At 67.2% G+C, this 24846-nt stretch carries 24 protein-coding genes; 17 read left to right on the forward strand and 7 right to left on the reverse strand.

Features of this window, described 5'->3' with window-relative positions; genetic code table 11:
* Positions 1 to 213: 213 nt before the first annotated feature.
* Positions 214 to 480 carry a hypothetical protein gene (locus AC1DKV_RS06955; protein ID WP_441611900.1) on the reverse strand — a complete coding sequence of 89 codons (267 nt, stop codon included), beginning with the start codon at positions 478 to 480 and terminating at the stop codon, positions 214 to 216.
* A 179-nt stretch (positions 481 to 659) separates the two neighbouring features.
* A complete protein-coding gene (locus AC1DKV_RS06960; RefSeq protein WP_441611901.1) occupies positions 660 to 1190 on the reverse strand; it encodes an AraC family transcriptional regulator in 531 nt (176 codons plus the stop codon).
* A 260-nt stretch (positions 1191 to 1450) separates the two neighbouring features.
* Here AC1DKV_RS06960 and AC1DKV_RS06965 point away from each other — a divergent pair, with 260 nt between their 5' ends.
* The 3 genes from AC1DKV_RS06965 (at position 1451) to AC1DKV_RS06975 (ending at position 4396) form a co-directional block, all read left to right on the forward strand.
* Positions 1451 to 2815: a DUF1214 domain-containing protein gene (locus AC1DKV_RS06965; RefSeq protein WP_441611902.1), complete on the forward strand. Its 1365-nt coding sequence runs from the start codon at positions 1451 to 1453 to the stop codon at positions 2813 to 2815.
* 311 nt (positions 2816 to 3126) lie between these two features.
* Positions 3127 to 3762 (forward strand): hypothetical protein, encoded by a 636-nt coding sequence (locus AC1DKV_RS06970; protein WP_441643117.1) that lies wholly within the window; start codon positions 3127 to 3129, stop codon positions 3760 to 3762.
* Positions 3755 to 4396: a TetR/AcrR family transcriptional regulator gene (locus tag AC1DKV_RS06975; protein ID WP_441611904.1), complete on the forward strand. Its 642-nt coding sequence runs from the start codon at positions 3755 to 3757 to the stop codon at positions 4394 to 4396. The genes AC1DKV_RS06970 and AC1DKV_RS06975 overlap by 8 nt, the downstream gene beginning before the upstream one ends.
* Positions 4397 to 4429: 33 nt before the next feature.
* Here the strand turns inward: AC1DKV_RS06975 and AC1DKV_RS06980 are convergent, their stop codons facing one another.
* Entirely contained in the window at positions 4430 to 4996 is a 567-nt protein-coding gene (locus AC1DKV_RS06980) for a TetR/AcrR family transcriptional regulator (RefSeq protein ID WP_441611905.1), read from the reverse strand.
* 92 nt (positions 4997 to 5088) lie between these two features.
* Between AC1DKV_RS06980 and AC1DKV_RS06985 the strand changes: the two genes are divergently transcribed.
* The 14 genes from AC1DKV_RS06985 to AC1DKV_RS07050 all read left to right on the forward strand — a co-directional run bounded on the left by AC1DKV_RS06985 (position 5089) and on the right by AC1DKV_RS07050 (position 20626).
* Complete coding sequence (locus AC1DKV_RS06985; RefSeq protein ID WP_441611906.1) at positions 5089 to 6375, forward strand: PAS domain-containing sensor histidine kinase; 1287 nt, start codon at positions 5089 to 5091, stop codon at positions 6373 to 6375.
* Complete coding sequence (locus AC1DKV_RS06990; RefSeq protein ID WP_441611907.1) at positions 6299 to 6931, forward strand: response regulator; 633 nt, start codon at positions 6299 to 6301, stop codon at positions 6929 to 6931. The genes AC1DKV_RS06985 and AC1DKV_RS06990 overlap by 77 nt, the downstream gene beginning before the upstream one ends.
* Positions 6932 to 7077: 146 nt before the next feature.
* A complete protein-coding gene (locus tag AC1DKV_RS06995) occupies positions 7078 to 7839 on the forward strand; it encodes an enoyl-CoA hydratase-related protein (protein ID WP_441611908.1) in 762 nt (253 codons plus the stop codon).
* A gap of 73 nt (positions 7840 to 7912) precedes the next feature.
* Positions 7913 to 9991: a 3-hydroxyacyl-CoA dehydrogenase NAD-binding domain-containing protein gene (locus AC1DKV_RS07000; RefSeq protein WP_441611909.1), complete on the forward strand. Its 2079-nt coding sequence runs from the start codon at positions 7913 to 7915 to the stop codon at positions 9989 to 9991.
* A gap of 26 nt (positions 9992 to 10017) precedes the next feature.
* A complete protein-coding gene (locus tag AC1DKV_RS07005) occupies positions 10018 to 11193 on the forward strand; it encodes an acetyl-CoA C-acyltransferase (RefSeq protein WP_441611910.1) in 1176 nt (391 codons plus the stop codon).
* A gap of 30 nt (positions 11194 to 11223) precedes the next feature.
* The gene (locus AC1DKV_RS07010; protein ID WP_441611911.1) at positions 11224 to 12006 is read left to right on the forward strand and encodes an SDR family oxidoreductase; all 783 of its coding nucleotides are present in this window, start codon (positions 11224 to 11226) and stop codon (positions 12004 to 12006) included.
* 46 nt (positions 12007 to 12052) lie between these two features.
* Positions 12053 to 12841, forward strand: coding sequence for a crotonase/enoyl-CoA hydratase family protein (locus AC1DKV_RS07015; RefSeq protein ID WP_441611912.1), 789 nt, complete (start codon positions 12053 to 12055; stop codon positions 12839 to 12841).
* Positions 12842 to 12882: 41 nt separating this feature from the next.
* A complete protein-coding gene (locus AC1DKV_RS07020) occupies positions 12883 to 13341 on the forward strand; it encodes a MaoC family dehydratase (RefSeq protein WP_441611913.1) in 459 nt (152 codons plus the stop codon).
* 124 nt (positions 13342 to 13465) lie between these two features.
* On the forward strand, positions 13466 to 14464 hold the full coding sequence (locus AC1DKV_RS07025) for a tripartite tricarboxylate transporter substrate binding protein (RefSeq protein WP_441611914.1): 999 nt from the start codon (positions 13466 to 13468) through the stop codon (positions 14462 to 14464).
* Positions 14465 to 14484: 20 nt separating this feature from the next.
* A complete protein-coding gene (locus AC1DKV_RS07030; RefSeq protein WP_441611915.1) occupies positions 14485 to 16380 on the forward strand; it encodes an acyl-CoA synthetase in 1896 nt (631 codons plus the stop codon).
* 2 nt (positions 16381 to 16382) lie between these two features.
* Positions 16383 to 17393: a Bug family tripartite tricarboxylate transporter substrate binding protein gene (locus AC1DKV_RS07035; RefSeq protein ID WP_441611916.1), complete on the forward strand. Its 1011-nt coding sequence runs from the start codon at positions 16383 to 16385 to the stop codon at positions 17391 to 17393.
* 65 nt (positions 17394 to 17458) lie between these two features.
* Positions 17459 to 19270: an acyl-CoA dehydrogenase C-terminal domain-containing protein gene (locus tag AC1DKV_RS07040; RefSeq protein ID WP_441611917.1), complete on the forward strand. Its 1812-nt coding sequence runs from the start codon at positions 17459 to 17461 to the stop codon at positions 19268 to 19270.
* Between the two features lie 42 nt (positions 19271 to 19312).
* On the forward strand, positions 19313 to 20293 hold the full coding sequence (locus tag AC1DKV_RS07045) for an NAD(P)H-dependent flavin oxidoreductase (protein WP_441611918.1): 981 nt from the start codon (positions 19313 to 19315) through the stop codon (positions 20291 to 20293).
* Between the two features lie 30 nt (positions 20294 to 20323).
* Positions 20324 to 20626: a putative quinol monooxygenase gene (locus AC1DKV_RS07050; protein ID WP_441611919.1), complete on the forward strand. Its 303-nt coding sequence runs from the start codon at positions 20324 to 20326 to the stop codon at positions 20624 to 20626.
* A 95-nt stretch (positions 20627 to 20721) separates the two neighbouring features.
* Here the strand turns inward: AC1DKV_RS07050 and AC1DKV_RS07055 are convergent, their stop codons facing one another.
* The 4 genes from AC1DKV_RS07055 to AC1DKV_RS07070 all read right to left on the reverse strand — a co-directional run bounded on the left by AC1DKV_RS07055 (position 20722) and on the right by AC1DKV_RS07070 (position 24827).
* Positions 20722 to 21927 (reverse strand): alpha-hydroxy acid oxidase, encoded by a 1206-nt coding sequence (locus tag AC1DKV_RS07055; RefSeq protein ID WP_441611920.1) that lies wholly within the window; start codon positions 21925 to 21927, stop codon positions 20722 to 20724.
* 8 nt (positions 21928 to 21935) lie between these two features.
* Complete coding sequence (locus AC1DKV_RS07060) at positions 21936 to 22943, reverse strand: tripartite tricarboxylate transporter substrate binding protein (protein WP_441611921.1); 1008 nt, start codon at positions 22941 to 22943, stop codon at positions 21936 to 21938.
* Positions 22944 to 23025: 82 nt separating this feature from the next.
* Complete coding sequence (locus tag AC1DKV_RS07065) at positions 23026 to 23952, reverse strand: fumarylacetoacetate hydrolase family protein (RefSeq protein WP_441611922.1); 927 nt, start codon at positions 23950 to 23952, stop codon at positions 23026 to 23028.
* Complete coding sequence (locus tag AC1DKV_RS07070; protein WP_441611923.1) at positions 23949 to 24827, reverse strand: TauD/TfdA dioxygenase family protein; 879 nt, start codon at positions 24825 to 24827, stop codon at positions 23949 to 23951. Before AC1DKV_RS07070 ends, AC1DKV_RS07065 begins: the two co-directional genes overlap by 4 nt.
* Positions 24828 to 24846 lie beyond the last annotated feature (19 nt).

Consider the following 24846-nt stretch of genomic DNA (forward strand, 5'->3'; position numbering starts at 1 on the left):
GAGGGGCGCTGCCGACATGGGTCCTGGAGCGAAGAGATCGAGGCGCCGACCGTCTGCCGATCCGTAGCCAAGATCTCGCGTCACCCTGACTCCGGCACAGGGCCGCGTCGCCGGGGAGGGCGCGGACAACGCCGCCGTGGCACGGGGCTCCGTAACTCTCCCCGGCGACCGGAGCCCTGGGTCGGCGGGGGACGGCGTCATGGCAATCGCAAACTAAGGCAGATGCTTGCCCGGCAAGGTCGGCTTCACGTAACGCGCGTGCGTTTCGGGCATTCCGGCATCGCGTGCGCGCCTGGCCTTTGCCGATGGCTTCTCCGGCGGATTGCGCCGCGTAAGCCGGCTCTCCGCGCGCGCGTCAAACGCGCCGATATGTACCTGCTCGCCCATGCCCCCTGCCACCTGCTGGGCGGTCGCATTGCTCCCGCCGCTCAATAGCGCCAAAACAGACGCCAGTAGACCCAGTGCCCGGATCTTGCCCATCGATTCTCTCCTCGTGACGCGTCGGCCCCAGCGGCCGCCTGCGCCCGAGAGCATATTGCCAGCACGCGTACGAGGTTGTAATCGTTTGTGAGCACGGGCGGGGACCACGGCGGGCGGCTTTCGACTGCGGCTTCAGCCGGCCGATGCAACACAGCCTGCCTGCAATCCACCCGTGTCCGCTATCGCCGCCGGTAGGTTCCGGGCGTGCTCCGCGTCCATACCTTGAACGCACGATTGAACGCCGTGGCGTCCGCGAAGCCGAGCTGCACGGCAAGCTGGGATACCGGTGTGACAGTGGTGATCAACCGCTCAATGGCGCGCAGGGCCTCTTCGTCGCGCCGCACGGGCGCCTGCAGCGCAGTGGCGTCGAACCATGCGGCGGTGCGCGGCTGGCCAAAGCGGATCGGCGCCGGAAACACCATGGGGTAGATGGCAGCGTAGGCTGGTTCCGGAAAGCTGAAATCGATGCGACGCAGCGGCAGCCGCGACGCGTTCAGCCAGGCCAGCATCTGCCAGAACACCCGGACGAGCATCTCATGCAGAAAGTTCTGCGCACCGATCGCCTTGCGCGCGAAGGACATGCCGAATCCGCAGAGCTCACCATCCTGCACGGCTTCCATGGTCACGTCATGCTGCAGCAGTGTGAACGTGTGCGCGGCACGCCGCAAGGCAACCTGCAAAGAGGGGCACCCCCAGCGTGCTCCGGCCAATCAGCAGGAAGCTGCCGCGCCGGACGGGCAGTGACAGGAAGCCTATGCATTCATCGCCGAGTTTCTCGATCAGCAGCGCGAAGGCCGCAGCGTAGCTGCCTACCGGTATGCGTGGCGCCCCTCCATAATGGAGGGATGCCCGGTGAAGGCGGCTTGCGCACCATACGACGTGGCGCGACGGTCCGACCCGGGACGGTTGCCCGCTTTTTTCCACGTTGGAGCCGCTGCGGCGGTCGCCGGCAAGGTCGGCCCGCCATGCGTTGCACGCCGCCCCGCTCTTGATAAAAGGTACTGCCATGACTGCTCGCCTGCGCGCTTGGATTCCAGTGCTGTCGCTCGCGCTTGCCGCGAATGCATCCGTGGGGGCCGAGCCCGCCACGGATGCGCTCAGCGACACCGAGATCAGCGATGCCTACATCTATCTGCTGGGCCGCCTGCTGGTGACGCGTCAGCAGCAACTCGACTTCCGGGAGGGCTTCCAATGGAACCAGTTCATGCACCGGAAGCCCGGCGCGGTGGACTGGCCCAATCCCAATCTCGACGTGGCCTATTCCGAAGCGTGGCTTGCCGTCGACGACGCGAGCTGCACGGTGGTCGGTGTGCCGCCGGTGAAGAATCGCTACTACACGGTGCAGATCCTGAACGGCTGGGGCGAGACGCTGGCCAATATCAATGAGCGGCTGTTTCCGGCGCGCCCGGCCGGGGATTTCGCAGTGTGCCTGAGGGGCGCGAAGGCGCCGGTTCCGCCCGGCGCGATCCGGATCGATCTGCCGGTCAAGTCCGCGCGCGTGCTGGCGCGCGTGGCGCTGGGCAACGACCCCGATGCCGCGATCGCGCTGCAACGGCAGTTCACGCTGACGCAGACCGGCAAGCCCGCCGTGCCGGCGATTCCTGCCACGCTGATGTTCGAACCGGAGAAACTGCCCGGTGTGGAGGCGTTCGATGCGGCGGCCCTGGCGCTGGACAGCGGCCCCGACTTGAACGCGGGGCTGGAGCCGATGCAGGCGCTCACGCGCCGCGTAGCGGCGGCAGCCGCCGACCCGTCGTCGCGTGCCCGGATCGATCAGGTGATACGGACGCAGGCGCTGCCGGCGTTTGGAAAGGCCGGTACGATCATCGGTCACGGCTCGGTGCATAACGGGTGGGCACGCCCGGGCGTCGTGGGGGAGTACGGCATCGACTACGTGACCCGCGCACTGGTGAACTACGGCGGCATCTGGGCGAATATCAAACCGGAGGTGCTGTACTACCGCGGCGGCAACGATGCCAGCGGCGCGGTTCTGAATGGCGACCACGTCTACACGCTGACCTTCCCCAAGGACGCCCTGCCGTCGCGCTTCGCGAAGTATTTCTGGTCCGTGATCGCGGTGGACAGCGCCCGCTTCCGCGTCTTGCCGAATCCGCAGCAGAAGTACCTGGTCAATGAGCAGTCCGGGCTGAGCTATGGCGCCGATGGCTCGCTGACGCTGTTCTTCGCCGCGGAGAAGCCGGCCAATGCGCCGGCAGGCAACTGGCTGCCGACGCCGCGCGGCACGCAATACCGCCTGACCTTCCGCTACTACGGCCCGCTCGACGGTGTTGCCAACGGCACCTACTATCCGCCGGCGCTCGTCAAGGTCAAATAGCGCACGTGCGAAGCGCGCATCCCACACATCCAGACTGAACACGCGTAAGGACAACCGAGGCGCGTGAAGGGGGACATATGGAAAAGGGAATCGAGCTCGATGGCGCGCTGACCAGGAGGCTCGCGGGCTGGCGTGAGCCCGTTGCTTTCATCGCGATATCCCATGCCTGATTCGCTGTCGAAAATGGCCTGGCGACAAATCGTGTCAGATTTTTCTCTATTTCTCCCGGCAACTCTCTTTTGGACACCGCATCGCTATAGTCGGGCCTGGTGAGCGCTTTGGCGGCGCCAACGACAAGGCAGGAGGAAGAGATGGATGTCACGCCGATTGGTTCACGAGCTGCAACGTCGCGGATAGCACAGCAAGGACGGGCACGACACGAAGCCATCCGCCACCGGGGTATTGCGGAGCTGTTGCTAGGTGTCGTGATGGAATCAACATGCGGTGCAGCGAGCCCGCTCATGCTGACCGTGCATGTCGGCGGGCCATTGCTTGATGGCCGGTTCGACCTCGATGCACGCCTGGTGCATGCGGATGCCCGGCAGCAGCGCTGGCTGGCCGAGCTCAGGCAGGCGGGGATGCTTGTGGGTCGCGCGCACGTTGTGCTGGAGGGCGAGCTACCTTCATCGAGCTATGTGCCATGGCGTAGCGGGATCGGGCCCGCCGCGATAAGGAGTGGCGATGACATTGCGCTGTGCTTGCGGGTAGCGCGACTGGGTGACAGGGATTCACAGTTGCGTGCCGACGGAGAAGCCTTGATTCCACTATGGTCCACCATCCGCTATTTCGGCGACATGGGACAGCCTGCACGGGAGCGGGGATCTCTGACTGTATCGCCAATGTGCGAGCGCCGGCTTGGCGCGCTTGCCCAGTACGAATTCGAAGTGTTCGAGGCCGGGACGCGGGTCGCTACGCTAACCGCCGTCTACGGCCACGAGCATGCCTAGACGCGAGAATCGGTCGGCGCGACCTGCGGTCCTGGCCGCAGCCATTGGTCTTGCCCGGCGCGGGGGGCTTCATGGCTTTTCCATCAGCGATCTCGGTGAAGCGCTCGGGGTGTCCAAGAGTTGCGTCTACCGGCATTTCGAGTCCCGCAACGACATCGTGGCGCAAGCTGTGTTGGCCTATGGGGGGGCGCTTGCAAGCCACGCGACCAGCGCTGCCGCCCGGGCGCCCGCAGGGGTGCGTCGACTGTTAAGCATGCTGGACGTCTGGCTTGGCGAATACGTGCTGCGGGGTGGCTGTCTTATCCTGCGTGCGGGGAGCGAATGCACCAATCGGGCCGAGGACGAAGTCAGCCGCAGCACTGCGCGGGCGGTGACCACGTGGCGTGGTTTGCTTGTGTCGCAACTGAAGGATGCCAGGCGGATTGGCGAGATCGCTCCGGAAGTCGACCCTCAGCGCGTCGTGTTCGAGATCTTCAGTTTTGCCCTGGGTATCCAGCATGACCACCTGTTCCTTGGTGATCCGGTGGCATTCCGGCATGCGGTGCTCAGCAGCATGCTTGGCCGTCATGGCATCCGGATGCCCGGCGAAGCGACATTGCGCATGACCGGTCCGCGTGCCATTGTGCTCAGCTGACCCGCCGGGCTGCCTTGGCGACGGCGGTTCTGCTCATTCCCGCTCGCGCAACGCCAGCAGTTCGCGCTTGGCCGCGGCCAGCACCGCGTCGGATCGCTTCTCGTCGGCCATCACGCGGGACACCACCAGGGCGCCGATCAGCGCGCTGACCGCGAACATTGCCTTGTCGGGATCTTCACCGCCCAGTGCTTCGTCCATCCGGCCGATAAACCGTTCGATGTGGGCCGACATGGCCTCGCGCGCCGGTTCGTCAGCCCGAGCCACATCGCCGGCGAGCGCGGCGATCGCGCAGCCGGTCGTGCGCGAGTCCCGGTGCGTGCGGCTCAGGTAGCTGCGTACCGTCGAGCCGAAGTCTGGCGCCGCCTTGGTGCTCTTCGCTTCGAATGCGGCTTTGCCATCATCCAGCGCGCGCTCCAGCGCTTGTGTCAGCAACGCCGAGCGCGACGCGAAGTGACCATAAAAGCCTCCGTGGGTCAGCTCGGCGCTGCGCATCAGTTTCCCGACGCTGACGGACTCCAGTCCGGCATTCCGGATCTGCTCTGCTGCCTGGCTCAGGATGCGCTCCCTGCTGCGCGCCTTATCCGCCTGGGAGTGGCCCATGATTCATATCCCCGGTTTGTTGTCTTGACATTCTGCATTGTGATGGTCATCCTCCAGAATGACAACCATCATGCAGATTGCGAGCCGCCGCCATGGCAGAATTCGACGCACTCAACGCGGACCTGGACGATTACGAGGTTCCCTTCAAGGGCATCGTCGAGCAGTCGGTCGCCGGCATCTACATCCTGCAGGACGGCCGCTTCCGCTATGTCAACGAGACCTTCGCGCGTATGTGCGGGCTGAGGCGCGAGCGACTGGTCGGCGCCAGGTTGCGCGACGTCGCCCATCCCTCGCAGCGCGTGGCACTGCTGAACCAGTACCAGCGGAGGATCAGGGGATACGCTGCCCCCGAGATGTTCGTCATTCGAAGGACATCGTCGCGAAACCCCGGCTGCTTCGAAATCCACGGCACGCGCGTGATGTTCCACGGGCGCCCGGCCATCGTCGGCGTCGGCATCGACATCACCGAGCGAGAGCGGCAGCGCGCCGAGCTGATCGAGGCCAGCGAGCGCCTGCAGGAACTGGTGGCCAGCGCCAACAGCGTGCGCGAGAACGAGCGCAACCGCGTCGCGCGAGAACTGCACGATGTCATCGGCGGCATGCTGACGGCGATCAAATTCGACCTGTCGCGGCTGTCGCGCGGCATCGAGGCGCTGGACCGCTCGCGCGCGCCGCGCGCAAGGCAGGGCGGGGCGGCGGCGCCAGCGCTAGCCTCGCTGGCGCTCACAGCGGCGCAGACCCTTCAGCTCACGCAGGAAACGATTGAAGCCGTGCGCACGATATCCGAAGGGCTGCGGCCTGGCGCCCTCGACCATCTCGGACTGTGCGACACCCTGTGCCTCGATCTCGGACGCTTTGACAGGCGCTACGGCATTGCCACCCGCTTGCTGACTTCCGGTGCGCCGCGCGCACTGGACCGCTCCCGTGAGATGGGCATCTACCGGATTTTCCAGGAAGCGCTGACCAATGTCGCGCGCCATTCCATGGCCACCGAAGTGACGGTCCGCCTCGACTGGGCGGCGGACCGGCTGGAACTGGAGATTTCGGACAACGGCCTCGGCTTCGACTCCGACCGCACCGCGTCCTGTGGGCATCTTGGCCTGCTGGGCATGCAGGAACGCGCGCGCGAGCTGGACGGCACGCTGGTGCTGGACACCGGCCCCCGCTCCGGCGCGCGCGTGCGGTTGAGCGTGCCGGTTCCGCCTTGCACTGACGAACAAACCAACGAACAAACCGACGAACAAACCAACGAACAAGCAAACGAATACGCCACCAACCCGGCGCATATCGACGGAGAGAGACATGATTCGCCTGCTGCTGATCGACGATCACACCATTTTCCGCCAGGGGCTCAAGCGGCTGCTGGCCGAGCACGATGAGTTTGACGTTGTCGCCGAAGCCGGCGACGCGTCCGAGGCACTTGGCCGCCTGCGCGAGCAGTCGTTCGACGTGGCGCTGCTCGACGTCAACCTGCCGGGGCGCAGCGGCCTGGAGATGCTGCCCTCGCTGCGCGCCGAGCGACCCGCGATGCCGGTGGTGGTGCTGAGCATGTACCCGGCCGAGCAGTACGCGCTGCGTGCCTTCCAGGCCGGGGCGTCGGGCTATGTCACCAAGGACATGGACGCGATGGAGCTGGTCGATTCGATCCGCAACGTGGCCAAGGGCAAGCGCTACATGACGCCCGCCGTGGCCAACTGCCTGCTCGACGGTTTTGGGCGTGTCGCCGACAGCGCGCCGCACCAGCAACTGTCGTCGCGCGAGTACGAGATCATGCTGCTGATCGTGCGCGGCATCCGGCTGACGGAGATCGGGCGTCAGATGTTCCTGAGCGTGAAGACCGTCAGCACCTATCGCTCGCGCGTCCTGAAGAAGCTCGGCGTTGCCAGCAACGCCGAGCTGGCGCGCTATGCCGTCGAGCATCGCCTGATCGACTGATTCCCGAAACCTCCACCACCTTCAGAAAACGCTGACAGCGCGCAGAGCCAGTTCCGACAGCGGGATTCGCGCCTGGCATCCACACTCTCCTTAACGACATGACTCCACCGGAGTCGGAACCGAAGGAGAGAAAGATGGCCACGGACGTGCTGCTGCACCTGGACGACGGCGTGCTGGTCGTGACGATCAGCCGGCCGGCGAAGAAGAACGCGATCACCGCGCAGATGTACCGCGCGCTGGCCGACGCCATCATCGAGGCCGATCGCCGCGATGACGTGCGTGCCGTGCTGCTCCAGGGCGAGGGCGGCAACTTCAGCAGCGGCAATGACATCGGCCTGTTCGTGAACGCACAGGCGTCCGAACACAAGGCGTCGCCCGCTGTCCCTTTCCTGCAGGCGGTCATCGCGCTGCGCAAGCCGATGGTGGCTTGCGTGTGCGGTCACGCGGTCGGCATCGGCGCCACCGTCCTGCTGCATTGCGACTACGTCGTCGCCTCCGACGATGCGCGCATCCGCTTCCCGTTTGTCGATCTCGGCCTGTGCCCGGAATTCGCCTCCACGCTGCTGCTCCAGCAGGTGGTGGGCCGCAACAAGGCCGCCGAATGGCTGCTGCTCGGCGCCACCATCCCCGCCGCCGAAGCGCATCGCGCGGGACTGGTCAATCGCGTCATGCCGCAGCAAGCGGCCGGCGAAGAGGCGCTGCTCGTCGCCAAATGCCTCGCCGCCAAGCCGCGCCAGGCCTTGATGGCGACGCGCGGCCTGGTGCGCGAGGCGACCGAGGCCCTGGTGCAGGACAGCCTCCGGCGGGAGACGGTCACCTTCGACACCCTGCGCCAGTCCCCGGAGGCGCAGGAAATCTTCCGGCGCTTCCTGCAGCGCACGCCGGCCCCGACGCCTGTCCGCGCCTGAGCGGGGCATCCGGACCATTTCCACTTCCAAAAGCCAGTGCCGGGCAAAGCCGCCCGTCAGCAAAGGACCTTCCATGAGCACCCAATACGAAGTCTTCGACGACATCGCGGTCATCACGATCGCCAATCCGCCGGTCAATGGCCTGGGCTACGCCGTGCGCGTGGGCATCATCGCAGGCATCGACCGCGCCGCGGCCGATACCAGCGTCAGGGCCATCGTGCTGACCGGCGCCGGCAAGGCCTTCTCCGGCGGCGCCGACATGCGCGAATTCAATGCGCCGAAGACTGGCGGCGAGCCGGGCCTGAACACGGTGCTGGCGGCGATCGAAAACAGCGCCAAGCCGGTAGTTGCCGCCGTGCACTCGGTGGCAATGGGCGGCGGCCTCGAACTGGCGCTTGCGTGCCACTACCGCGTGGCCGTGCCGAAGGCGCGCATCGCGCTGTCGGAGGTGACCATGGGATTGTTGCCTGGCGCCGGCGGCACGCAGCGGCTGCCGCGGCTGATCGGCCTGGAGGCGGCCACCAACATGATCGTGCACGGCACGTCGATCCCGTCCGAGGCGCTGGCCGACTCCGGGCTGTTCGACCGGTTTGCGCAAGGCGACGTGGTTGCTGCCGCGCTCGCTTTCGCGCGGGAGGTCTCCGCGCGTCCGGGGCCGCATCCGCGCGTGCGCGACCTCGCGGTCCGCCATCCCAATCCCGAGGGCTACCTGGCGGTGGCGCGTGCTGCCATTGCCGCCCGCTACAAGAACCTGCCGGCGCCGTTGCGCTGCCTCGACGCCATCGAGGCAAGCTTCACGCTGCCCTTCGACGAAGGCCTGGCGCTCGAACGCCGCTTCTTTCTCGAACTGATGAATGGCGCCGTGTCGAAGTCGCTGCGCCACGCCTTCTTCTCGGAACGCGCGGCGGCCAAGCTGGCGGACGTGCCGGACTCGGTGGCCGAGCGGACGATCGGCAAGGTGGCCGTCGTCGGCGCCGGGCTGATGGGTAGCGGCATCGCGATGAACTTCCTCGGCGCCGGCCTGCGGGTCGTGCTGCTGGATGTGTCGGAAGAGGCGGTGCAGAAGGGCGCCGCCACCATCCGCCGCAACTACGAGGCGAGCGTAAAGAAGGGCAAGCTGGCCGCGGAGGCCGTCGAAGCGCGCATGGCGCTGCTGCAGCCGACCGTCGACCTGGGCCGGGTCGGCGATTGCGACCTCGTGATCGAGGCGGTCTACGAAGACATGGACGTCAAGCTGCGCACCTTCCGCGCGCTCGATGAAGTGGCCCGCCCCGGCGCGATCCTGGCCACCAATACCTCGACGCTCGACGTCGACCGCATCGCCGCCGAAACCGCTCGCCCGCAGGACGTGGTGGGCCTGCACTTCTTCAGCCCCGCCAACGTGATGCGCCTGCTGGAAGTGGTGCGCGGCGCGCAGACCGCGCCTGATGTGCTGCAGACCGCGATGCGCCTGGCCCGCCGGATCGGCAAGGTGGCGGTGGTGTCCGGCGTGTGCGACGGCTTTATCGGCAACCGCATGCTGGCGAAATACACGCGGCGCGCCGGCGAGCTGCTGGAGCAGGGTGCGCTGCCCGAACAGGTCGACCGCGCCATCGAGGAATTCGGGCTCGCCATGGGGCCGTTCCGGATGGCCGACCTTGCCGGCAACGACATCGGCTGGGCTATCCGCAAGCGCCGCTATGCCGAAGCCCCGTCGCTGCCGCGCTTCGCGCTGGGCGACCAGCTGTGCGAGGCGGGCCATTTTGGCCAGAAGACCGGGGCAGGCTGGTACGACTACGAGGCCGGCCAGCGCAAGGCACTGCCGTCGGCGCGCACGCGCGCCATGCTGGAGGCGTACTGGCAGCAGCACGGCGTGACGCCGAAGCGCTTTAGCAACGAGGAGATCGTCGACCGGCTGATCTACGCGCTGGTGAATGAAGGTGCCGCGATCCTTGAGGAAGGCATCGCCGCGCGCGCATCCGATATCGACGCCGTCTACCTGCACGGCTATGGCTTCCCGGCCTGGCGCGGCGGCCCGATGTTCTACGCCGATACGGTCGGCGTGACCAATGTCCGCCGCACGCTGCGCGCGCTGTCTGCGCAAGACACGAGCTGGACGCCGGCCGCGCTGGTCGATCAGATCGCTGACGAAGGCGGCGCCTTCAACGCCTGAATTCCCCAACCCAACGGAAAACCATCATGAATGAGGCTGTCATCGTTTCGACCGCCCGCACCGGCCTGGCAAAGAGCTGGAAGGGCGCCTTCAACATGACCCATGGCGCCACGCTCGGCGCGCATGCGGTGCGCCATGCGGTGGCTCGCTCGGGCCTGGACCCGGCCGAGTTCGAGGACTGCGTGATCGGCGGGACCTTCGGCGAAGGCACCACCGGCGGCAATATCGCCCGCGCCATTGCCCTGCGAGCGGGCCTGCCGGTGACGACGGGCGGGGTCAGCGTCAACCGTTTCTGTTCGTCCGGCCTGCAGACCATTGCGATGGCCGCGCAGCGCGTGATCCTGGAAGGCGCGCCGGCCATCGTGGCGGGCGGCGTCGAATCGATCTCGTGCGTGCAGAACCAGGCCAACACGCACATGCGGCGCGATCCGTGGCTGGTCGAGCACAAGCCGGAGTTGTACTGGAACATGCTGCAGACCGCCGAGCAGGTCGCCAAGCGCTACGGCATCAGCAAGGAGGCGCAGGACGCCTACGGCGCGCGCAGCCAGCAGCGCGCCGCGGCGGCGCAGGCCGCCGGCAGGTTCGACCACGAGATCGTGCCGATGACGACCACCATGGGCGTGGTCGACGCAGGCGGCCGTGTCACCACCCGCGAAGTCACGATCTCGCACGATGAAGGCATCCGCGCCGATACCACGCTGGAGGCGGTGTCGCGCATCCGTCCCGCGCTGCCGGGTGGCGTCGTCACGGCGGGCAATGCGAGCCAGTTCTCCGACGGCGCGTCGGCCTGCGTGGTGATGAACGCAAGGCTGGCGCAGCAGCGGGGCATCGAGCCGCTGGGCCTGTTCCGCGGCTTCGCGGTCGCCGGCTGCGAGCCGGACGAGATGGGCATCGGTCCTGTCTTTGCCGTACCGCGCCTGCTGGAGCGCGCCGGCGTGAAACTGGAAGACATCGACCTGTGGGAGCTGAACGAGGCGTTCGCCTGCCAGGTGCTCTATTGCCGCGACAAGCTCGGCATTCCTGATGAGCGTCTCAATGTCAACGGCGGCGCGATCGCGGTCGGCCATCCCTATGGCGTCAGCGGTTCACGGCTGACGGGCCATGCGCTGATCGAGGGCAAGCGCCGCGGCGCGAAGTATGTCGTGGTGACCATGTGTATTGGCGGCGGGCAGGGTGCCGCCGGTTTGTTCGAAGTGCTCTGACGAAATCCATCCATCAACAAGGAGACGGCAATGACTGCTGTGGCAAATCTTTTCGACCTGAAGGGCCGCACCGCCCTCGTCACCGGCGGGTCCAGCGGCCTGGGCCTGCAGATCGCCGAGGCGCTCGGCACGCAGGGCGCGCGCGTGGTGATCTCGGCGCGCAAGGCGGATGCGCTGGAGTCTGCCCAGGCACACCTGGCCAGCCTGGGCGTGGACGCAAGCTGGATCGCCGCGGACAACGCCGCCGAGGACGATATCGAGCGCCTCGCCGTTGAGGCGATGGCACGCCTGGGCAAGGTCGACATCCTGGTCAACAACGCCGGCGCCACGTGGGGCGCGACCACCGCCGACCATCCGCTGGCCGCCTGGGACAAGGTCATGAACCTGAATGTGCGGGCGATCTTCCTGCTGACGCAGAAGATCGGCAAGCTGTCGATGATCCCGAACCGCTACGGCCGCGTGATCAACCTGGCCTCGATTGCCGGACTCAAGGGTAACGGCCCCAAGGGCCAGCCGACCATCGCCTACAACACCAGCAAGGGCGCCGTCGTCAATTTCACGCGCGCGCTCGCCGGCGAATGGGGCCCGCACGGCATCACCGTCAATGCGCTCGCACCGGGATTCTTCCCGTCGAAGATGACAAAGGGAACGATCGAGAAGCTCGGCGTCGAGAAGCTGTCGGAGCGCGCGCCCCTGCAGCGCATCGGTGATGACGACGACCTCAAGGGCGCAGCCCTGCTGTTTGCCAGCGACGCCGGCAAGCACATTACCGGCCAGATTCTCGCCGTCGACGGCGGCCTGACCGCCGTCTGAAGCTGTCCAGCCGCAATCCAATCCAACGCAAGCGAAGGAAACCATCATGAGCAACGCAGCAGCGACGCCCGAAGTCCGCATGACGATCGAGGACCATATCGCCATCATCTCGCTCGACAACGCCGGCAAGAAGAACGCCATCACCCCGGAACTGATGCAGCAGCTCTCGCAGCGGCTGACCGAGTTCGACAATGACGACAACCTGTGGGTGGCGGTGCTCGACCCGGCGGGCGAGCACACCACGGCCGGCCTCGACATGCCGAAGTTCTTCGGCCCGACCGCCACGGCCAAGCCGATTCCCGACGACCAGGTCGATCCCTTCGGCCTCAGGAAGCGCTGCCGCAAGCCGGTGATCTCGGTGGTCCACGGCATCACCTACACCATCGGCATCGAGCAGATGCTGGCTTCGGACATCGTGATCGCCGCCGATACGGCACGTTTCTGCCAGATGGAATCGAAGCGCGGCATCGCCCCGCTCGGTGGCGCGCACTACCGTTACCTCACGCGCACGGGCTGGGGCAATGCGATGTACCACCTGTTCCTCTGCGATGAATTCTCTGCCGAAGAGGCTTACCGCTGCGGTTTTGTCCAGGAAGTCCATCCGTACGGACGGCACCGCGAGCGCGCCATGGAAATCGCGCGGGCAATCAGCAAGGTCGCGCCGATCGGCCTGCGCGCGACCAAGGCGGCCGCGCTGACCTATATCGAACACGGCGAGCAGGCAGCCATCGCGGTCATCCCGCAGGTGCGCGAGGAGGTCTTCGCATCGGAAGACTTCAGGGAAGGGATCCAGTCCTTCGTCGAGCGTCGCGAGGCCCGCTTCACGGGGCGCTGAGAGGCGGCCGAATCTCCTTCACCACGGACACGGAAACCACCATGCAAACCTTCACGTCGATCGAAGCCCTGAAAGCGTTCCAGGGCAAGGAGGCCGGGCCAGGAAACTGGCACCAGGTCACGCAGCACGAGGTGAACCTGTTCGCCGAGGCCACCGGCGACCACCAGTGGATCCATGTCGATCCAGAGCGGGCCAGGCGTGAGTCGCCGTTTGGTGGCCCCGTTGCCCACGGATTGCTGACGCTGTCGTTGCTGCCGATGCTGATGGCGCAGGTGACGGGCTTCGAGGGCGTGCGGGCGCGGGTCAACTACGGCCTGAACCGCGTCCGCTTTACCGCGCCCGTGCCGGTCGGCGCGAAGGTGCGCGTCCGCGCGGTCCTGCAAGCGGTGGATGACGAAGGCGACGGTGGCGTGAAGGTGACGTGGAACGTCACGTTCGAGATGGAAGGATCGGCCAGGCCGGTCTGCATCGCGGAATCGCTGGCCAAGCTTTACTTCTAGGCAACTCCCGCACCGACGCGCCATGCCACCCGGCGCCGCGCGACGCATGCCGTCGCGCGGCGTGGCTTCCTTCGCCCTGGCGATGGCGGCCCCCCCAAGAAAGAAAAAGACTGGAGACAACAAGATGATCACTACTGCATGCGGCGGCGGCCGCGCGCGGATTGCGGCCGTGGCGCTGCTGATGCTCGGCGCGGCGCCCGCAGGCGGCGCGCTTGCGCAAGGCCGCACGCCCGCCTCGCTGATCGTTCCCTACCCGGCGGGCAGTTCGTTCGACATTGTCGCGCGGCGGATTCAGCCGGACCTCGGCACGCGCCTGGGCCGTACGGTGGTTGTCGAGAATTTCGGCGGTGCGTCAGGGTCGCTTGGCGCACAGCGCTTACTTAAGGCCGACAGCGAAACACTGACCATGGTCGTGGCGTCGCCGAACGAACTGACGCTGCCGCCGCTGGCGATGACGAGCGTGCGCTACAAGCCGGAAGACTTCCGCATGGTCGCGCTGCTGACGTCGGGCGTGCTGGCCGTGATGGCGAGGCCCAACTACCCGGCGAACAGCCTGGGAGAACTGGCCGGGAAGGCCCGCCTGCCCGGGGCGCAGCCGCTGTCGTTTGCCAGCACGGGCGTGGGTTCGATCTTTCACATGGTTGGCGTCGATTTCGGCAGGCGCCTCGGTATCCCGGTCAACCACGTGCCTTACAAGGGCGGTGCGCCAGCGGTGCAGGACGTGATGAGCGGGCAGGTGGACATCACCTTCATGCCGTTGATTCCTGCCTACATCCAGGCCGCCAAAGCGGGAAAGATCAAGGTGCTGGGCGTCCTGTCCGCGGACCGGCACGCCGCGCTGCCGGAGGTTCCGTCCGTCGACGACATCGCGGCATTGCGCGGCTTCCACTATTCGATGTGGACCGGGCTCTTCGTGTCCGCCAGGCTGCCACGGACCACCGCCGATGCCATCGGAAAGGCGGCCAACGACATCGTGGGCCAGGCGGCATTCCGCGATTGGGTGGCGGAGCGAGGCAATTTGCCAGGGACCGCGATGGATCTCGACCAGGCCGCCTCGTACTACCGCCAGGAGTCCGGCCGCTTCGCGCGCCTGGCACGCGACATCAACCTTGAACGCGAATGAGCACTGCAACGGAGTCATCCATGACCGCCCCCATGCCTGAGTACTGGACCGACGAGGTCCTGTTTAGCGAAGCCGACGTGGCCTGCTTCGAGCGCGTCCCGCTCGCCGAGCGCAAGCTGCCGGCCTCTACCTACGAGATGCTGATGGACGGCTGCGCCGTCGAGCCGTCGAAGGTCGCCATCCACTATTTCACCGACGGCGCGCGTCCTCTTGAGAGCGCGCGGCAGGTCACCTATGCCGAGCTGCGCGACAAGGTGCACCAGACGGCCAACCTGCTGGGCGACCTCGGCGTGGGCAAGGACGATGTCGTATCGGTGCTGTTGCCGGCCATCCCCGAATCGCAGTTCGTGCTGTGGGGCGCGCAGGCCGCCGGCATCGTCAACCCGGCCAACTGGATGCTGGAGCCCGACATCCTGGTGCAGATGTTCCGCTCGGCCGGGACCAAGGTACTGGTCGCCTACGGCGGCGAGGACAACGCCGAGATCTGGGCCAAGGCCGAGGCGGTTGCCCATGGCTTGCCGTCGCTGGCGGCGGTGATCCGCGTGGGCGGGACCGGGACTGCCCCGGCGGCGGTCGCAGGCATACCCGTGATCGACTTCGCCCTGGCCGTGGAGCGCTATCCCGCCGACCGGCTGCTGTCGGGGCGCGTCTTCTCGCCCGACGACACCGCCTCCCTCTTTCACACCGGCGGCACCACGGGCGCGCCCAAGCTGGCGCGCCACCTGCACCGCAACCAGGTGTTCTGGGTGTGGGCGTCGAAATACCTGACGGGGTTCGATTCGGCCGAGGTGCGGCTGGTCGGCGTGCCGATCTTTCACGTCGCCGGCGCCGTGGTCGGCTGCTTCGGCCCGCTGGCCAAGGGCGCGACCGTGATCCTGATGACCGCGGCGGGCTTCCGTCATCCGTCGGTGCTGCCCAATATCTGGCACATCGTCGAGGTCATGCGGGCCAACATGCTGACGCTGGTGCCGACGCTGGTCAACCAGGTGCTGTCGATCCCGCTCAACGGCGCGGACATCTCGACGCTCACCTACGTCGCCTCCTCGACGGCGCCGCTGTCGACGACTGTCGCGCAAGCCTTCTACCGGATGACCGGCCTGCGCATCCGTGAGAGCTGGGGCATGACCGAGACCACCGCGGTCACCTGCGTCACGCCGCCGGGCGAGCAGGTCAAGGTCGGCAGCTCGGGGGTGCGGCTGCCGTACCAGCAGGTGCGCATCGTGCAGCCGGACGGCGACGTGGCGCGCGACTGCGCGCCGGGCGAGTGCGGGCTGGTCATCGCGCGCGGGCCCTCGGTCTTTCCCGGCTACCTCGGGCAAGAGCAGGCGGCACGCTGGTTCGACGGCGACTGGCTCGACACCGGCGACCTGGGCTACCTCGACGCCGACGGCTGGCTGTGGATCACCGGCCGCGCCAAGGACCTGATCATTCGCGGCGGCCACAATATCGATCCGAAGATGGTCGAAGAAGTCCTGTTCGGCCATCCGGCGATCCAGGACGCCGCCGTGGTCGGTGCGCCGGACGCGCATGCCGGCGAGGTGCCGGTCGCCTACGTAGTGCTGAAGCCGCAGGCAAGCGCTTCGGCCCAGACCGTGCTGCAGTACGCCACCGAGCACATGCCCGAGCGTGCGGCGGTGCCCCGGCACTGCTTCGTGCTGCCGGAAATGCCGAAGACATCGGTCGGGAAGATCCAGAAGAACCTGCTGCGGGTCGACGCCATCGAGCGGATGTTCCGGGCCGCGCTCGACGGCATCGGCCGCGGTGCGGACGCCTCGGTGCAAGCTACCGACCGCGGCAGCCGCGGCTTCTTTGTCGAGATCCGCGTGCCGGCGCGCGAGGCGGACGATGCCGTGCTGGCCGACGCATTGCGTAGTTTCACCATCCCCTATGCGGTCCGAGCCGCCGAAGGAGCCTGACCATGAGCCGATCCATTGACCGAAGGACGGCGGGCAAGTGGCTGCTTGCCGGCGCCGCCACGGCCGCCGCGACGAGCCTGCCGCGCGCGCTGCTGGCCCAGTCGGCCTTTCCATCGAAGACGCTGCAGTTGGTGGTGCCGTATCCGGCCGGCGGCACCACCGATGTGGTGGCGCGCACGCTGGCGCATGGCATGTCGGGCCAGAAGACGCCCCCGGTGATCGTCGAGAACCGCCCCGGCGGCTCCAGCTCGATCGGCACCGGCTTCGTGGCGCGCGCGCAGGCGGACGGCCACACGCTGCTGGTGACGACGGGCAGCACCGTGACGTTGCTGCCGCACACGCAGGGACTGCCGTTCGACCCGCTGAAGGCGCTGATCCCGGTTGCGGAACTGGGCCGCACGCCGCTGTTCCTCTACGCCAATCCCGGCATCCCGGCGAAGGACCTGAAGGGGCTGGTCGCGTGGATGAAGGCCAATCCCGGGAAGATCACCTACGGCTCGTACGGGCAAGGCACGCAAGGGCATTTCGGCGGCGTGATCCTCGGCAAGTCCGCGGGGGTCGACATGCTGCACGTGCCGTTCCAGGGCGGCGCGCCGGCGATGCAGGCCCTGATCGGCGGCCATGTCCAACTCATGATCGACGCCTACCAGCCGGCAATGGAGCAGGTAAAGGCGGGCAAGGTGCTGGCCCTCGCGGTGTCCAGCCCCGAACGCAGCCCGTATGCGCCGGAGGTTCCGACCTTCCGCGAGCTGGGCCTGCCCCAGGTCGAGGCCATCAGCGGGTTCTTCGGCATGTTCGCGCCGGCGGGGACGAAGCCGGAGACGGTCACGGCGCTGAGCCGGCTCGTCTCCGGCATCACGGCTTCCGAGGCCTATCGCCAGAGTCTGGCGAAGCTGGGCGTGCTGCCGCCGCAAGCCCTGACCCCGGCGCAGATGGACCGGTCGGTCCAGCAGACCAACGCGGAGTGGGCGAAGTTTGTCCGGGATATCGGCTATCGCCGGGGCGACGCCTGAGCGCCGGCAATCGCCATCCATCGCCATCCATCGCCATCCATTGCATTCACGAACAAGGAATTGCTGTGTCCACAACATACAAAGCTCCCGTCGACGACTATGTCTTCCTGCTGCATGACGTGATCGCGCCGGTCGCGCCGCATGCACTGGGCGACCTCGCGCGCGACGATACACGCGAGGTGCTCGGGCAGGCCGCCCGCTTCTTCGAGGAAGTCTGGGCGCCGCTGGACGGCCCGGCCGACGAGCAGGGCTGCCGTTTCGAAAACGGCGCGGTACGGACGCCGGACGGCTATCCGGCCGGATACGCCGCGCTGTGCGAGGCGGGCTGGAACCGGGTGTCGGCGCCCGAGGCACTCGGCGGTGCCGGACTGCCGGAGACCATCGGACAGGCGGTGCGCGAGTTCTCCGCGTCGGCCTGTAATTCGCTGGGCCTCTATGCGGGCCTGACGGCCGGCGCGCATGCCACGATCCGCCGCACCGGCGAGCCCTGGATGCTGCAGCACGTCGTGCCTGCGATGGTCGAGGGACGCTGGGCGGGCACGATGTGCCTGACCGAGCCGCATTGCGGCACTGACCTGCGCCTGATGAAGACGCGCGCGGTGCCGCAGCCGGACGGCAGCTGGCGGCTGAGTGGCACCAAGATCTTTATCTCGGGCGGCGACCAGGACCTGACCGAGAATGTCATCCACCTGGTGCTGGCGAAGGTGCCGGACGAGAGCGGCCATATCCGTGACGACCTTTCGACGGTCCGGCTGTTCCTTGTTCCCAAGCGCGTGGTGGACCCCGACACCGGCACGCTGGGCGGCCCCAACGGCGTCGTCGTGGCCGGCATCGAACACAAGATGGGCCTGAAGGGCAGCGCCACCTGCACGATGTCGTTCGAGCACGCGCTGGCGTATCCGCTGCAGGAGTCGAGCCAGCCTGCGGGGACGCAGCGCAAGTCGTCCGCCGGCATGAGCGGCATGTTCGACATGATGAACTCGGCGCGCCTCGGCACCGGGCTGCAGGCATTGTCGTCGGCGACCCGCGCCTATGGCCATGCCGCCGACTACGCCCGCGAGCGGCTGGCCGGCCGGGCGGCCAAGGCCGAAGACCGCAGCGGCGGCGCCGCCGACCCGATCGTGGTCCATCCGGACGTGCGCCGGCTGCTGCTGAAGCAGGCAGCTTTCCTCGAATCCGCCCGCGCCCTGGGATTGCTCGTCAGGACGCTGCTCGACGAGCCGGACGAAGCGCTGCGCGGCAGCCGCAACGCGATCGGCAGCCTGCTGACGCCGGTGGTCAAGGCGTTCTTCAGTGACCGTTCCTTCGAGTCGGCCAACGACGCCATGCAACTGATGGGCGGGCACGGCTATATCCGCGACAACGGGGTCGAACAACTGGTGCGCGACTGCCGCATCTTCCAGCTCTACGAAGGCGCCAACGGCGTGCAGGCCCTGGACCTGGTGCTGCGCAAGCTGCCCGCCGGCGGTGGCCGCGCGCTCGCTGACTTCCTCGAACTGGTCGAGGGCACGGCGTCGGAAGCGGGGCAGCGCGAGCCGCTTCGCCCGCATGCCGATGCGCTGCGGCAAGCCGTGCAGGACATCCGCGCCTGCGCCACTTGGTTCGCTGACCCGGCGCGCGACCCGTACGACGCCGGCGCGTCCTCCAGCGATTTCCTCACGATGATGGGCATCGTCGCCTGCGCCTGGACGTGGCTGCGGATAGCGGATGTGGCGCTCGGCCTCATGCCCGCGGCGGCAAACAAGCCATTCCTCACGCGCAAGCTGGAACTCGCCCGCTACTGGTTCGCGCGCGAACTGCCGCTGGTTCCGGCCTTGCGGCAGCGCGTGGAAACCGGCGCGGCCTGCCTGATGGCGTTGCCGGCCGACCAGTTCTGACCAGCATTCGCTCTCACCCATTCATTCAAAGGAGATTCGCCAATGAAAACGCAGATCACCGAATTGTTCGGCATCGCGCATCCGATCATCCAGGGCGGCATGCACTACGTCGGGTTCGCGGAGCTGGCTGCCGCGGTGTCCAATGCGGGCGGGCTGGGCATCATCACCGCGCTGACGCAGCCGAGTCCGCAGGCCCTGGCGCAAGAGATCCGGCGTTGCCGGGAACTGACCGACAAGCCGTTCGGCGTCAACCTGACCTTCCTGCCCGCGCGCAATCCGCCCGATTACCCCGGCTACGTGCGCGCGATCATCGATGGCGGCGTCAAGGTCGTCGAGACCGCCGGCAACAACCCGCAGAAATGGCTGCCGATGCTGCACGAAGCCGGGATCAAGGTGATCCACAAATGCACGTCGGTGCGGCATGCATTGAAGGCCGAGAGCATCGGCTGCGACGCGGTCAGCGTGGACGGCTTTGAATGTGGCGGCCATCCCGGCGAGGACGACGTTCCCAACTTCATCCTGCTGCCCCGCGCCGCGGACGAGCTCAAGGTGCCGTTCGTTGCCTCGGGCGGCATGGCCGATGGCCGCTCGCTGGTGGCGGCGCTGGCAATGGGTGCCGGCGGCATCAATATGGGCACGCGCTTCGTCGCAACCCACGAGGCGCCGGTACACCAGAAAGTGAAGCAGGCCATCGTCGCGGCGACCGAACTCGATACGCGGCTCGTGATGCGGCCGCTGCGCAATACCGAGCGCGTGCTGAACAACGCCGGGGTCGAGCGCCTGCTGGAGAAGGAAAGGCGGCTCGGGGCCGACATCGCCTTCTCGGACATCGCCGAGGAGGTGGGTGGCGTCTATCCGCGTGTCATGAAAGACGGCGACCTCGACGCGGGCGCCTGGTCGTGCGGCATGGTCGCCGGCTTGATTCATGACATACCCACGGTCGGAGAACTGATCGACCGAATCATGCGCCAGGCGGAAGACATCGTTGCAAAGCGACTGCAGGGGATGCTGTCGCTTGCATGAATACTGAACATACCAGCAGGGGGAAAGGCAATGCGTGGAATTGTTGCGAAGATCAAAGTCCAGGAAGGCCGGGAGGCCGAGTTCGAAGCGCTGGCGGCCGACCTGGTCGCCGCATCGCGCGGTGAAGCAGGCTGCCTGTCATATGAGCTGTGGCGCTCGGATGAAGACCGCGTCTATGTCTTTATCGAGCGCTATGCCGACGAGGCTGCGGCCCAGGCCCACGTCAAGGCCGATCACTATCGCCGCATCGGTCGGCAGATGGGCGCGTTCATGGATGGTGCGCCGACTGTGTTCAGGCTCGCGGCGGTGGAATCCGGTGCCGGCACATCCTGACGGCGGCGCACCACGCCTCTGACGAGATGGCCTCGTTGCGCGCATGGCAGGGTCGAGGTCTCCAGGCGACCTCATGTGATGTGACGGGTCCGGGGTCAGGCGCTGACGGCAGCGGGGGAATGCGCGATGGGCTCTTGTGAGCGCGGTCCGCCATCGGCCATCCGTCCCGCGCCGAGGATCAGGTCGCGCGAGATCGCCTCGGTGCGCGTCACACCGCACAGTTGCATCGTTCGCATGTACTCGTCCTGCAGGATCGCCAATGCGCGGTGCGCACCCTCCTCGCCCGCCGCGGCCACGCCGTAGAGCGTGGCGCGGCCCACGAGCACGGCTTGCGCACCAAGCGCGCGCGCCTTGAGGACGTCGCTGCCGCGCCTGACGCCACCGTCCAGCAGCACCGGCACGCGGCCCTTCAGTGCCTGGACCACCGGAGGCAATGCATCGATCGATGCCTGCACGCCGTCTAGCTGGCGCCCGCCATGATTGGACACGACGATCGCATCGGCGCCCAGCGCCGCCGCGCGCAATGCATCGTCGGGACGAAGAATGCCTTTGACGATCAGCTTGCGCGGCCAGCGGTCCCGCAGCGCGGCCAGCGCATCCCAGTCGAATGCGGGATCGTAGTTTCGGCCGACCGACGATGCCACGGCGCTGGCGCTCCGGGCTTCCGCCTCCAGGCCCTGCAGGTTTTCCATCACGGGCATGCCGTGGGTCAGCAGACGCATTGCCCAGCGTGGGCGCGTCGCGAAGTCCAGGAGGTTTCGCGGCGTGAAACGGAACGGCACGCGGAAGTCGTTGCGGAAGTCCCGCTCGCGCTTGCCGCCCACGGGCAGGTCCACCGTAATGACCAGCGCCTCGTAGCCGGCCGCATGGGCGCGGTCCATCCAGGCATGCAGGAACGGCTTGTTGCGCAGGATGTAGGCCTGGAACCAGAGCCGTCCCGGCGCCGCGTCGGCAATCCGTTCGATCGAGGCCGTGGCAGTGCTCGACAAGGTATATGGCACACCGGCCGCCGCGGCCGCACGGGCGATGGCCACGTCGCCGCCGTGCCGGCCAAAGCCGACCGCACCCGTAGGTGCGATGGCCAGTGGCATCGCCGCCGGGGCGCCCAGCACCGTGGCGCCGGTGTCGACCGAAGACACGTCGACCAGCGTGTGCGGGGCCAGGCGAATGCGCCGGAACGCGGCCACGTTGTCATCGAGGGTGATTTCGTCTTCGGCGCCGCCATCGAAGAAATCGAAGATGGCGCGCGGCAGATACCTGCGCGCCGCCGCCCGCAGGTCCGCAATCGAATGGGCGTTCATCGTGGTGCTCACTCTGCCTTGATGCCGGCCGACTGGATCACGCGCTGCCACCTCTGCTGGTCCTGTTTCAGGAATGCGGCGAACTGGGCCGGCGTGTCGCCAACGGGGATCGCGCCAAGGCTGCGCAGGCGCTCCTTCACCGCGGGCTTGGCCAGCGCCTTGACCATCGCATCATGAAGCTTGTCGACGGCCTCCTTGGGCGTGCCGGCCGGCGCGAGCAGTCCCACCCACGGTGCCGTCTCCTCGAAGCCCGGAAAGCCGGATTCGGCCATCGTCGGCGCATCGGGGAACTCGGGCAGCCGCCTGGCGGTGCCGACAGCCAGTACGCGCAGGCGCTTCTGGTTCACGTATTCGGCAATGCCGATGATCGGGTAGAAGGTGAACGATACGCGACCGGCCATGACTTCGGTCAGCGCGGGACCATTGCCACGGAACGGTACATGGGTCATATGCACTTTCGCCGTCGTCCCCAGCAGTTCCGCGGCCAGGTGTCCCGAGCCGCCGTTTCCGGCCGAACCGAAACTCACGGCGCCGTCGCCGGACTTGGCTGCCTTGATCAGCTCGGGCAGCGTGTGATACGGGGAATTCGCCGCCGTGACGGCCACCAGCGGCAGCATCGCCGCGTTCGATACGGGCACGAAGTCCTTGAGCGGGTCGTAGCCGGCGCGCTCCTTCATCAGCAGCGCGTTGACGTTGTGCGATAGCGAGGCGAACAGCACCGTGTAGCCGTCGGCGTCGGCGGCCTTGACTTCCTTGGTGGCGATCAGCGAGTTGGCGCCGGTCTTGTTATCGACCAATACCGATGTCCCAAGCGTGGTGCTCATGTCCTGCGCCAGCACGCGCGCAATGACGTCGGTCGGGCCGCCGGCCGCGAAGCCCACGACCATGCGGATCGGCTTTGACGGATAGGTGGCGGTGGCTGCGGCGACTGCGGGCGCGGTGCCGAGCAGTGCGCCGGCTGCCACGAGCGTGGCGGCCATTCGTTGCCAGGCAGTGATGTGCGGGGGGCATTTCATGGTTGTCTCCTTGAGTGTCGTGCGGGCGGCGTCTGGTGCGCCGGCTTGCTGCTGTTCTGCTGTTGCTATTGCTGTTGCTGCGTCAGGCGATGCCGTGCTCCAGCACGCCCACGCCCGATACCGACAGGCGCAGCCTGTCGCCGGCGCGCAGGTAGCGCGGAGGATCTCGGAAGGCACCGCTGCCGGCCGGCGTGCCGGTGGCCACCACGTCGCCTGGCTCCAGCGTCATGAAGCGCGACAGGTAGGCAATCAGCGTGTTGACGGGAAACAGCATGTCGGCGGTATGGCCATGTTGCATGCGCTCGCCGTTGATCCAGGCTTCTACCGTGAGCGCCTGGGGATCGGGTACCTCGTCGCGTGTGACCAGCCACGGGCCCATCGGCGCGAAGCCGTCGTGGCTCTTGGCAAACGTGGTCTGCGGCGGCGACACATCGAACTGGAACTCGCGCGCGCTCATGTCGTTGAGCACGGTGTAGCCGGCGATGACCGACGGCGCCTCATGCGCCTCGATATGCCTTGCATGCACGCCGATGACGACGGCCAGCTCGGCTTCGAAATCGAGCTTGGTCACGTCTGGCGGGCACGGAATTGCCGTGCCCGGTGCCGCAACGCTCGAGGGCAGCTTGGCGATGATGCGCGGCTTCTCGAACGGCGCCACGCCCGTTTCCTTCGCGTGGTCGGCATAGTTGCGACCGATGGCGACGATCTTGCCGGGACGCGGAACCGGCGCCAGCAGCGTCACGGCATCCAGGGGAATCATCGCGGCGTGGCCGGCTTCGCGCATGGCTTGCACATGCAGGGCCAGCGCGGCCAGCGCCGGGGGACCGGCCTGCAGGAGCCGCAGCATGCCGCCGGCCGCCGGTTCGATGCCAGCGGCGGCGCAGCGTAGCGTGACGGCTTGCGTGACAGGCGTCTGCCTGACCCAGTCGGCCACCGGGAGCAGGCGGTCGTCCCCGGTCACGACGCCGATGCCAGGCCTGCCGTCTTGCAGGTATGTCGCGAGCTTCATGCCGTGGCCTCCGGGAAAAAGCGGTTCGCCATGACCTGGCAACGCTTGATCAGCCGGCGCTCGTCGGAGCGGTAGTCGGCCACGGCATTGTGGATCGTGCCCATGTTGTCCCACATCAGCACATCGCCGACGGTCCAGCGGTGGCGGTAGCGGTACTTGTCCTGCAACTGGTGCGCGAACAGGTAAGCCAGCATCTCGTCGCTTTGCTGCGGCGGCAGCTCATTGATACGTACCGAATAGCCCGGGTTGGCATAGAGCACCTTGCGCCCCGTGATCGGGTGGGTCAAGAACACCGGATGCGACACCGGTGGCTTCGCGGCGCGTTGCGCCTCGGTCAGCGGCGGGCGCTGGCTGCCTTTCTCGCGCCGCATCATTTCCCAGAACTTGTTGAAATCATGCAGCACGGTCATGCCATCGAGCCGCGTCTTGATGTCGGCCGGCAGATCGTCGTATGCGGCGTGCATGTTGCAGAACTCGGTGCAGCCGAGTGGCTCGCCATCGCGGTGCGGAATCTCGATGCCATAGAGGATGTTGCAGAACGCGATCATGCGGCTGTACGACATGTCGGTATGCCAGTCCTGTCCCGCATCGGCGAGCCCGATCGGCGTGTCGTCCTCGACAATGTTCGACAGGATCATGACCTCGGGGATGCCGGGTTCCTGGTACTTGCCGGCCACGTTGATCTCGAGCTTGCCGAAGCGGTCGCTGAAGGCCTTCAGGCTGGCGGCATCGAGCGACTGGTTCGGGAAGCTGACCACGCCGTAGCGTCCGAGCACCTGTTCGACCTGCGTCTGGCCGGCGTCGGTCAGCGGCAGGGACAGGTCCAGGCCTTCGATGCGGGCGCCGAAGCCGTCGGCGTTGGGCACGATATTCATGAGGTGTGTCTCCGTGTTG

Source organism: Cupriavidus sp. 05T41 (assembly GCF_056396525.1).

What these genes read in the sequence shown, in the direction of transcription:
- AC1DKV_RS06955 (WP_441611900.1), bottom strand. Translation starts at nt 480, where the DNA reads ATGGGCAAGATCCGGGCACTGGGTCTACTGGCGTCTGTTTTGGCGCTA.
- AC1DKV_RS06970 (WP_441643117.1), top strand. Translation starts at nt 3,127, where the DNA reads ATGGATGTCACGCCGATTGGTTCACGAGCTGCAACGTCGCGGATAGCA.
- AC1DKV_RS06975 (WP_441611904.1), top strand. Translation starts at nt 3,755, where the DNA reads ATGCCTAGACGCGAGAATCGGTCGGCGCGACCTGCGGTCCTGGCCGCA.
- AC1DKV_RS06980 (WP_441611905.1), bottom strand. Translation starts at nt 4,996, where the DNA reads ATGGGCCACTCCCAGGCGGATAAGGCGCGCAGCAGGGAGCGCATCCTG.
- AC1DKV_RS06985 (WP_441611906.1), top strand. Translation starts at nt 5,089, where the DNA reads ATGGCAGAATTCGACGCACTCAACGCGGACCTGGACGATTACGAGGTT.
- AC1DKV_RS06990 (WP_441611907.1), top strand. Translation starts at nt 6,299, where the DNA reads ATGATTCGCCTGCTGCTGATCGACGATCACACCATTTTCCGCCAGGGG.
- AC1DKV_RS07000 (WP_441611909.1), top strand. Translation starts at nt 7,913, where the DNA reads ATGAGCACCCAATACGAAGTCTTCGACGACATCGCGGTCATCACGATC.
- AC1DKV_RS07005 (WP_441611910.1), top strand. Translation starts at nt 10,018, where the DNA reads ATGAATGAGGCTGTCATCGTTTCGACCGCCCGCACCGGCCTGGCAAAG.
- AC1DKV_RS07010 (WP_441611911.1), top strand. Translation starts at nt 11,224, where the DNA reads ATGACTGCTGTGGCAAATCTTTTCGACCTGAAGGGCCGCACCGCCCTC.
- AC1DKV_RS07015 (WP_441611912.1), top strand. Translation starts at nt 12,053, where the DNA reads ATGAGCAACGCAGCAGCGACGCCCGAAGTCCGCATGACGATCGAGGAC.
- AC1DKV_RS07020 (WP_441611913.1), top strand. Translation starts at nt 12,883, where the DNA reads ATGCAAACCTTCACGTCGATCGAAGCCCTGAAAGCGTTCCAGGGCAAG.
- AC1DKV_RS07025 (WP_441611914.1), top strand. Translation starts at nt 13,466, where the DNA reads ATGATCACTACTGCATGCGGCGGCGGCCGCGCGCGGATTGCGGCCGTG.
- AC1DKV_RS07030 (WP_441611915.1), top strand. Translation starts at nt 14,485, where the DNA reads ATGACCGCCCCCATGCCTGAGTACTGGACCGACGAGGTCCTGTTTAGC.
- AC1DKV_RS07035 (WP_441611916.1), top strand. Translation starts at nt 16,383, where the DNA reads ATGAGCCGATCCATTGACCGAAGGACGGCGGGCAAGTGGCTGCTTGCC.
- AC1DKV_RS07045 (WP_441611918.1), top strand. Translation starts at nt 19,313, where the DNA reads ATGAAAACGCAGATCACCGAATTGTTCGGCATCGCGCATCCGATCATC.
- AC1DKV_RS07050 (WP_441611919.1), top strand. Translation starts at nt 20,324, where the DNA reads ATGCGTGGAATTGTTGCGAAGATCAAAGTCCAGGAAGGCCGGGAGGCC.
- AC1DKV_RS07055 (WP_441611920.1), bottom strand. Translation starts at nt 21,927, where the DNA reads ATGAACGCCCATTCGATTGCGGACCTGCGGGCGGCGGCGCGCAGGTAT.
- AC1DKV_RS07060 (WP_441611921.1), bottom strand. Translation starts at nt 22,943, where the DNA reads ATGAAATGCCCCCCGCACATCACTGCCTGGCAACGAATGGCCGCCACG.
- AC1DKV_RS07065 (WP_441611922.1), bottom strand. Translation starts at nt 23,952, where the DNA reads ATGAAGCTCGCGACATACCTGCAAGACGGCAGGCCTGGCATCGGCGTC.
- AC1DKV_RS07070 (WP_441611923.1), bottom strand. Translation starts at nt 24,827, where the DNA reads ATGAATATCGTGCCCAACGCCGACGGCTTCGGCGCCCGCATCGAAGGC.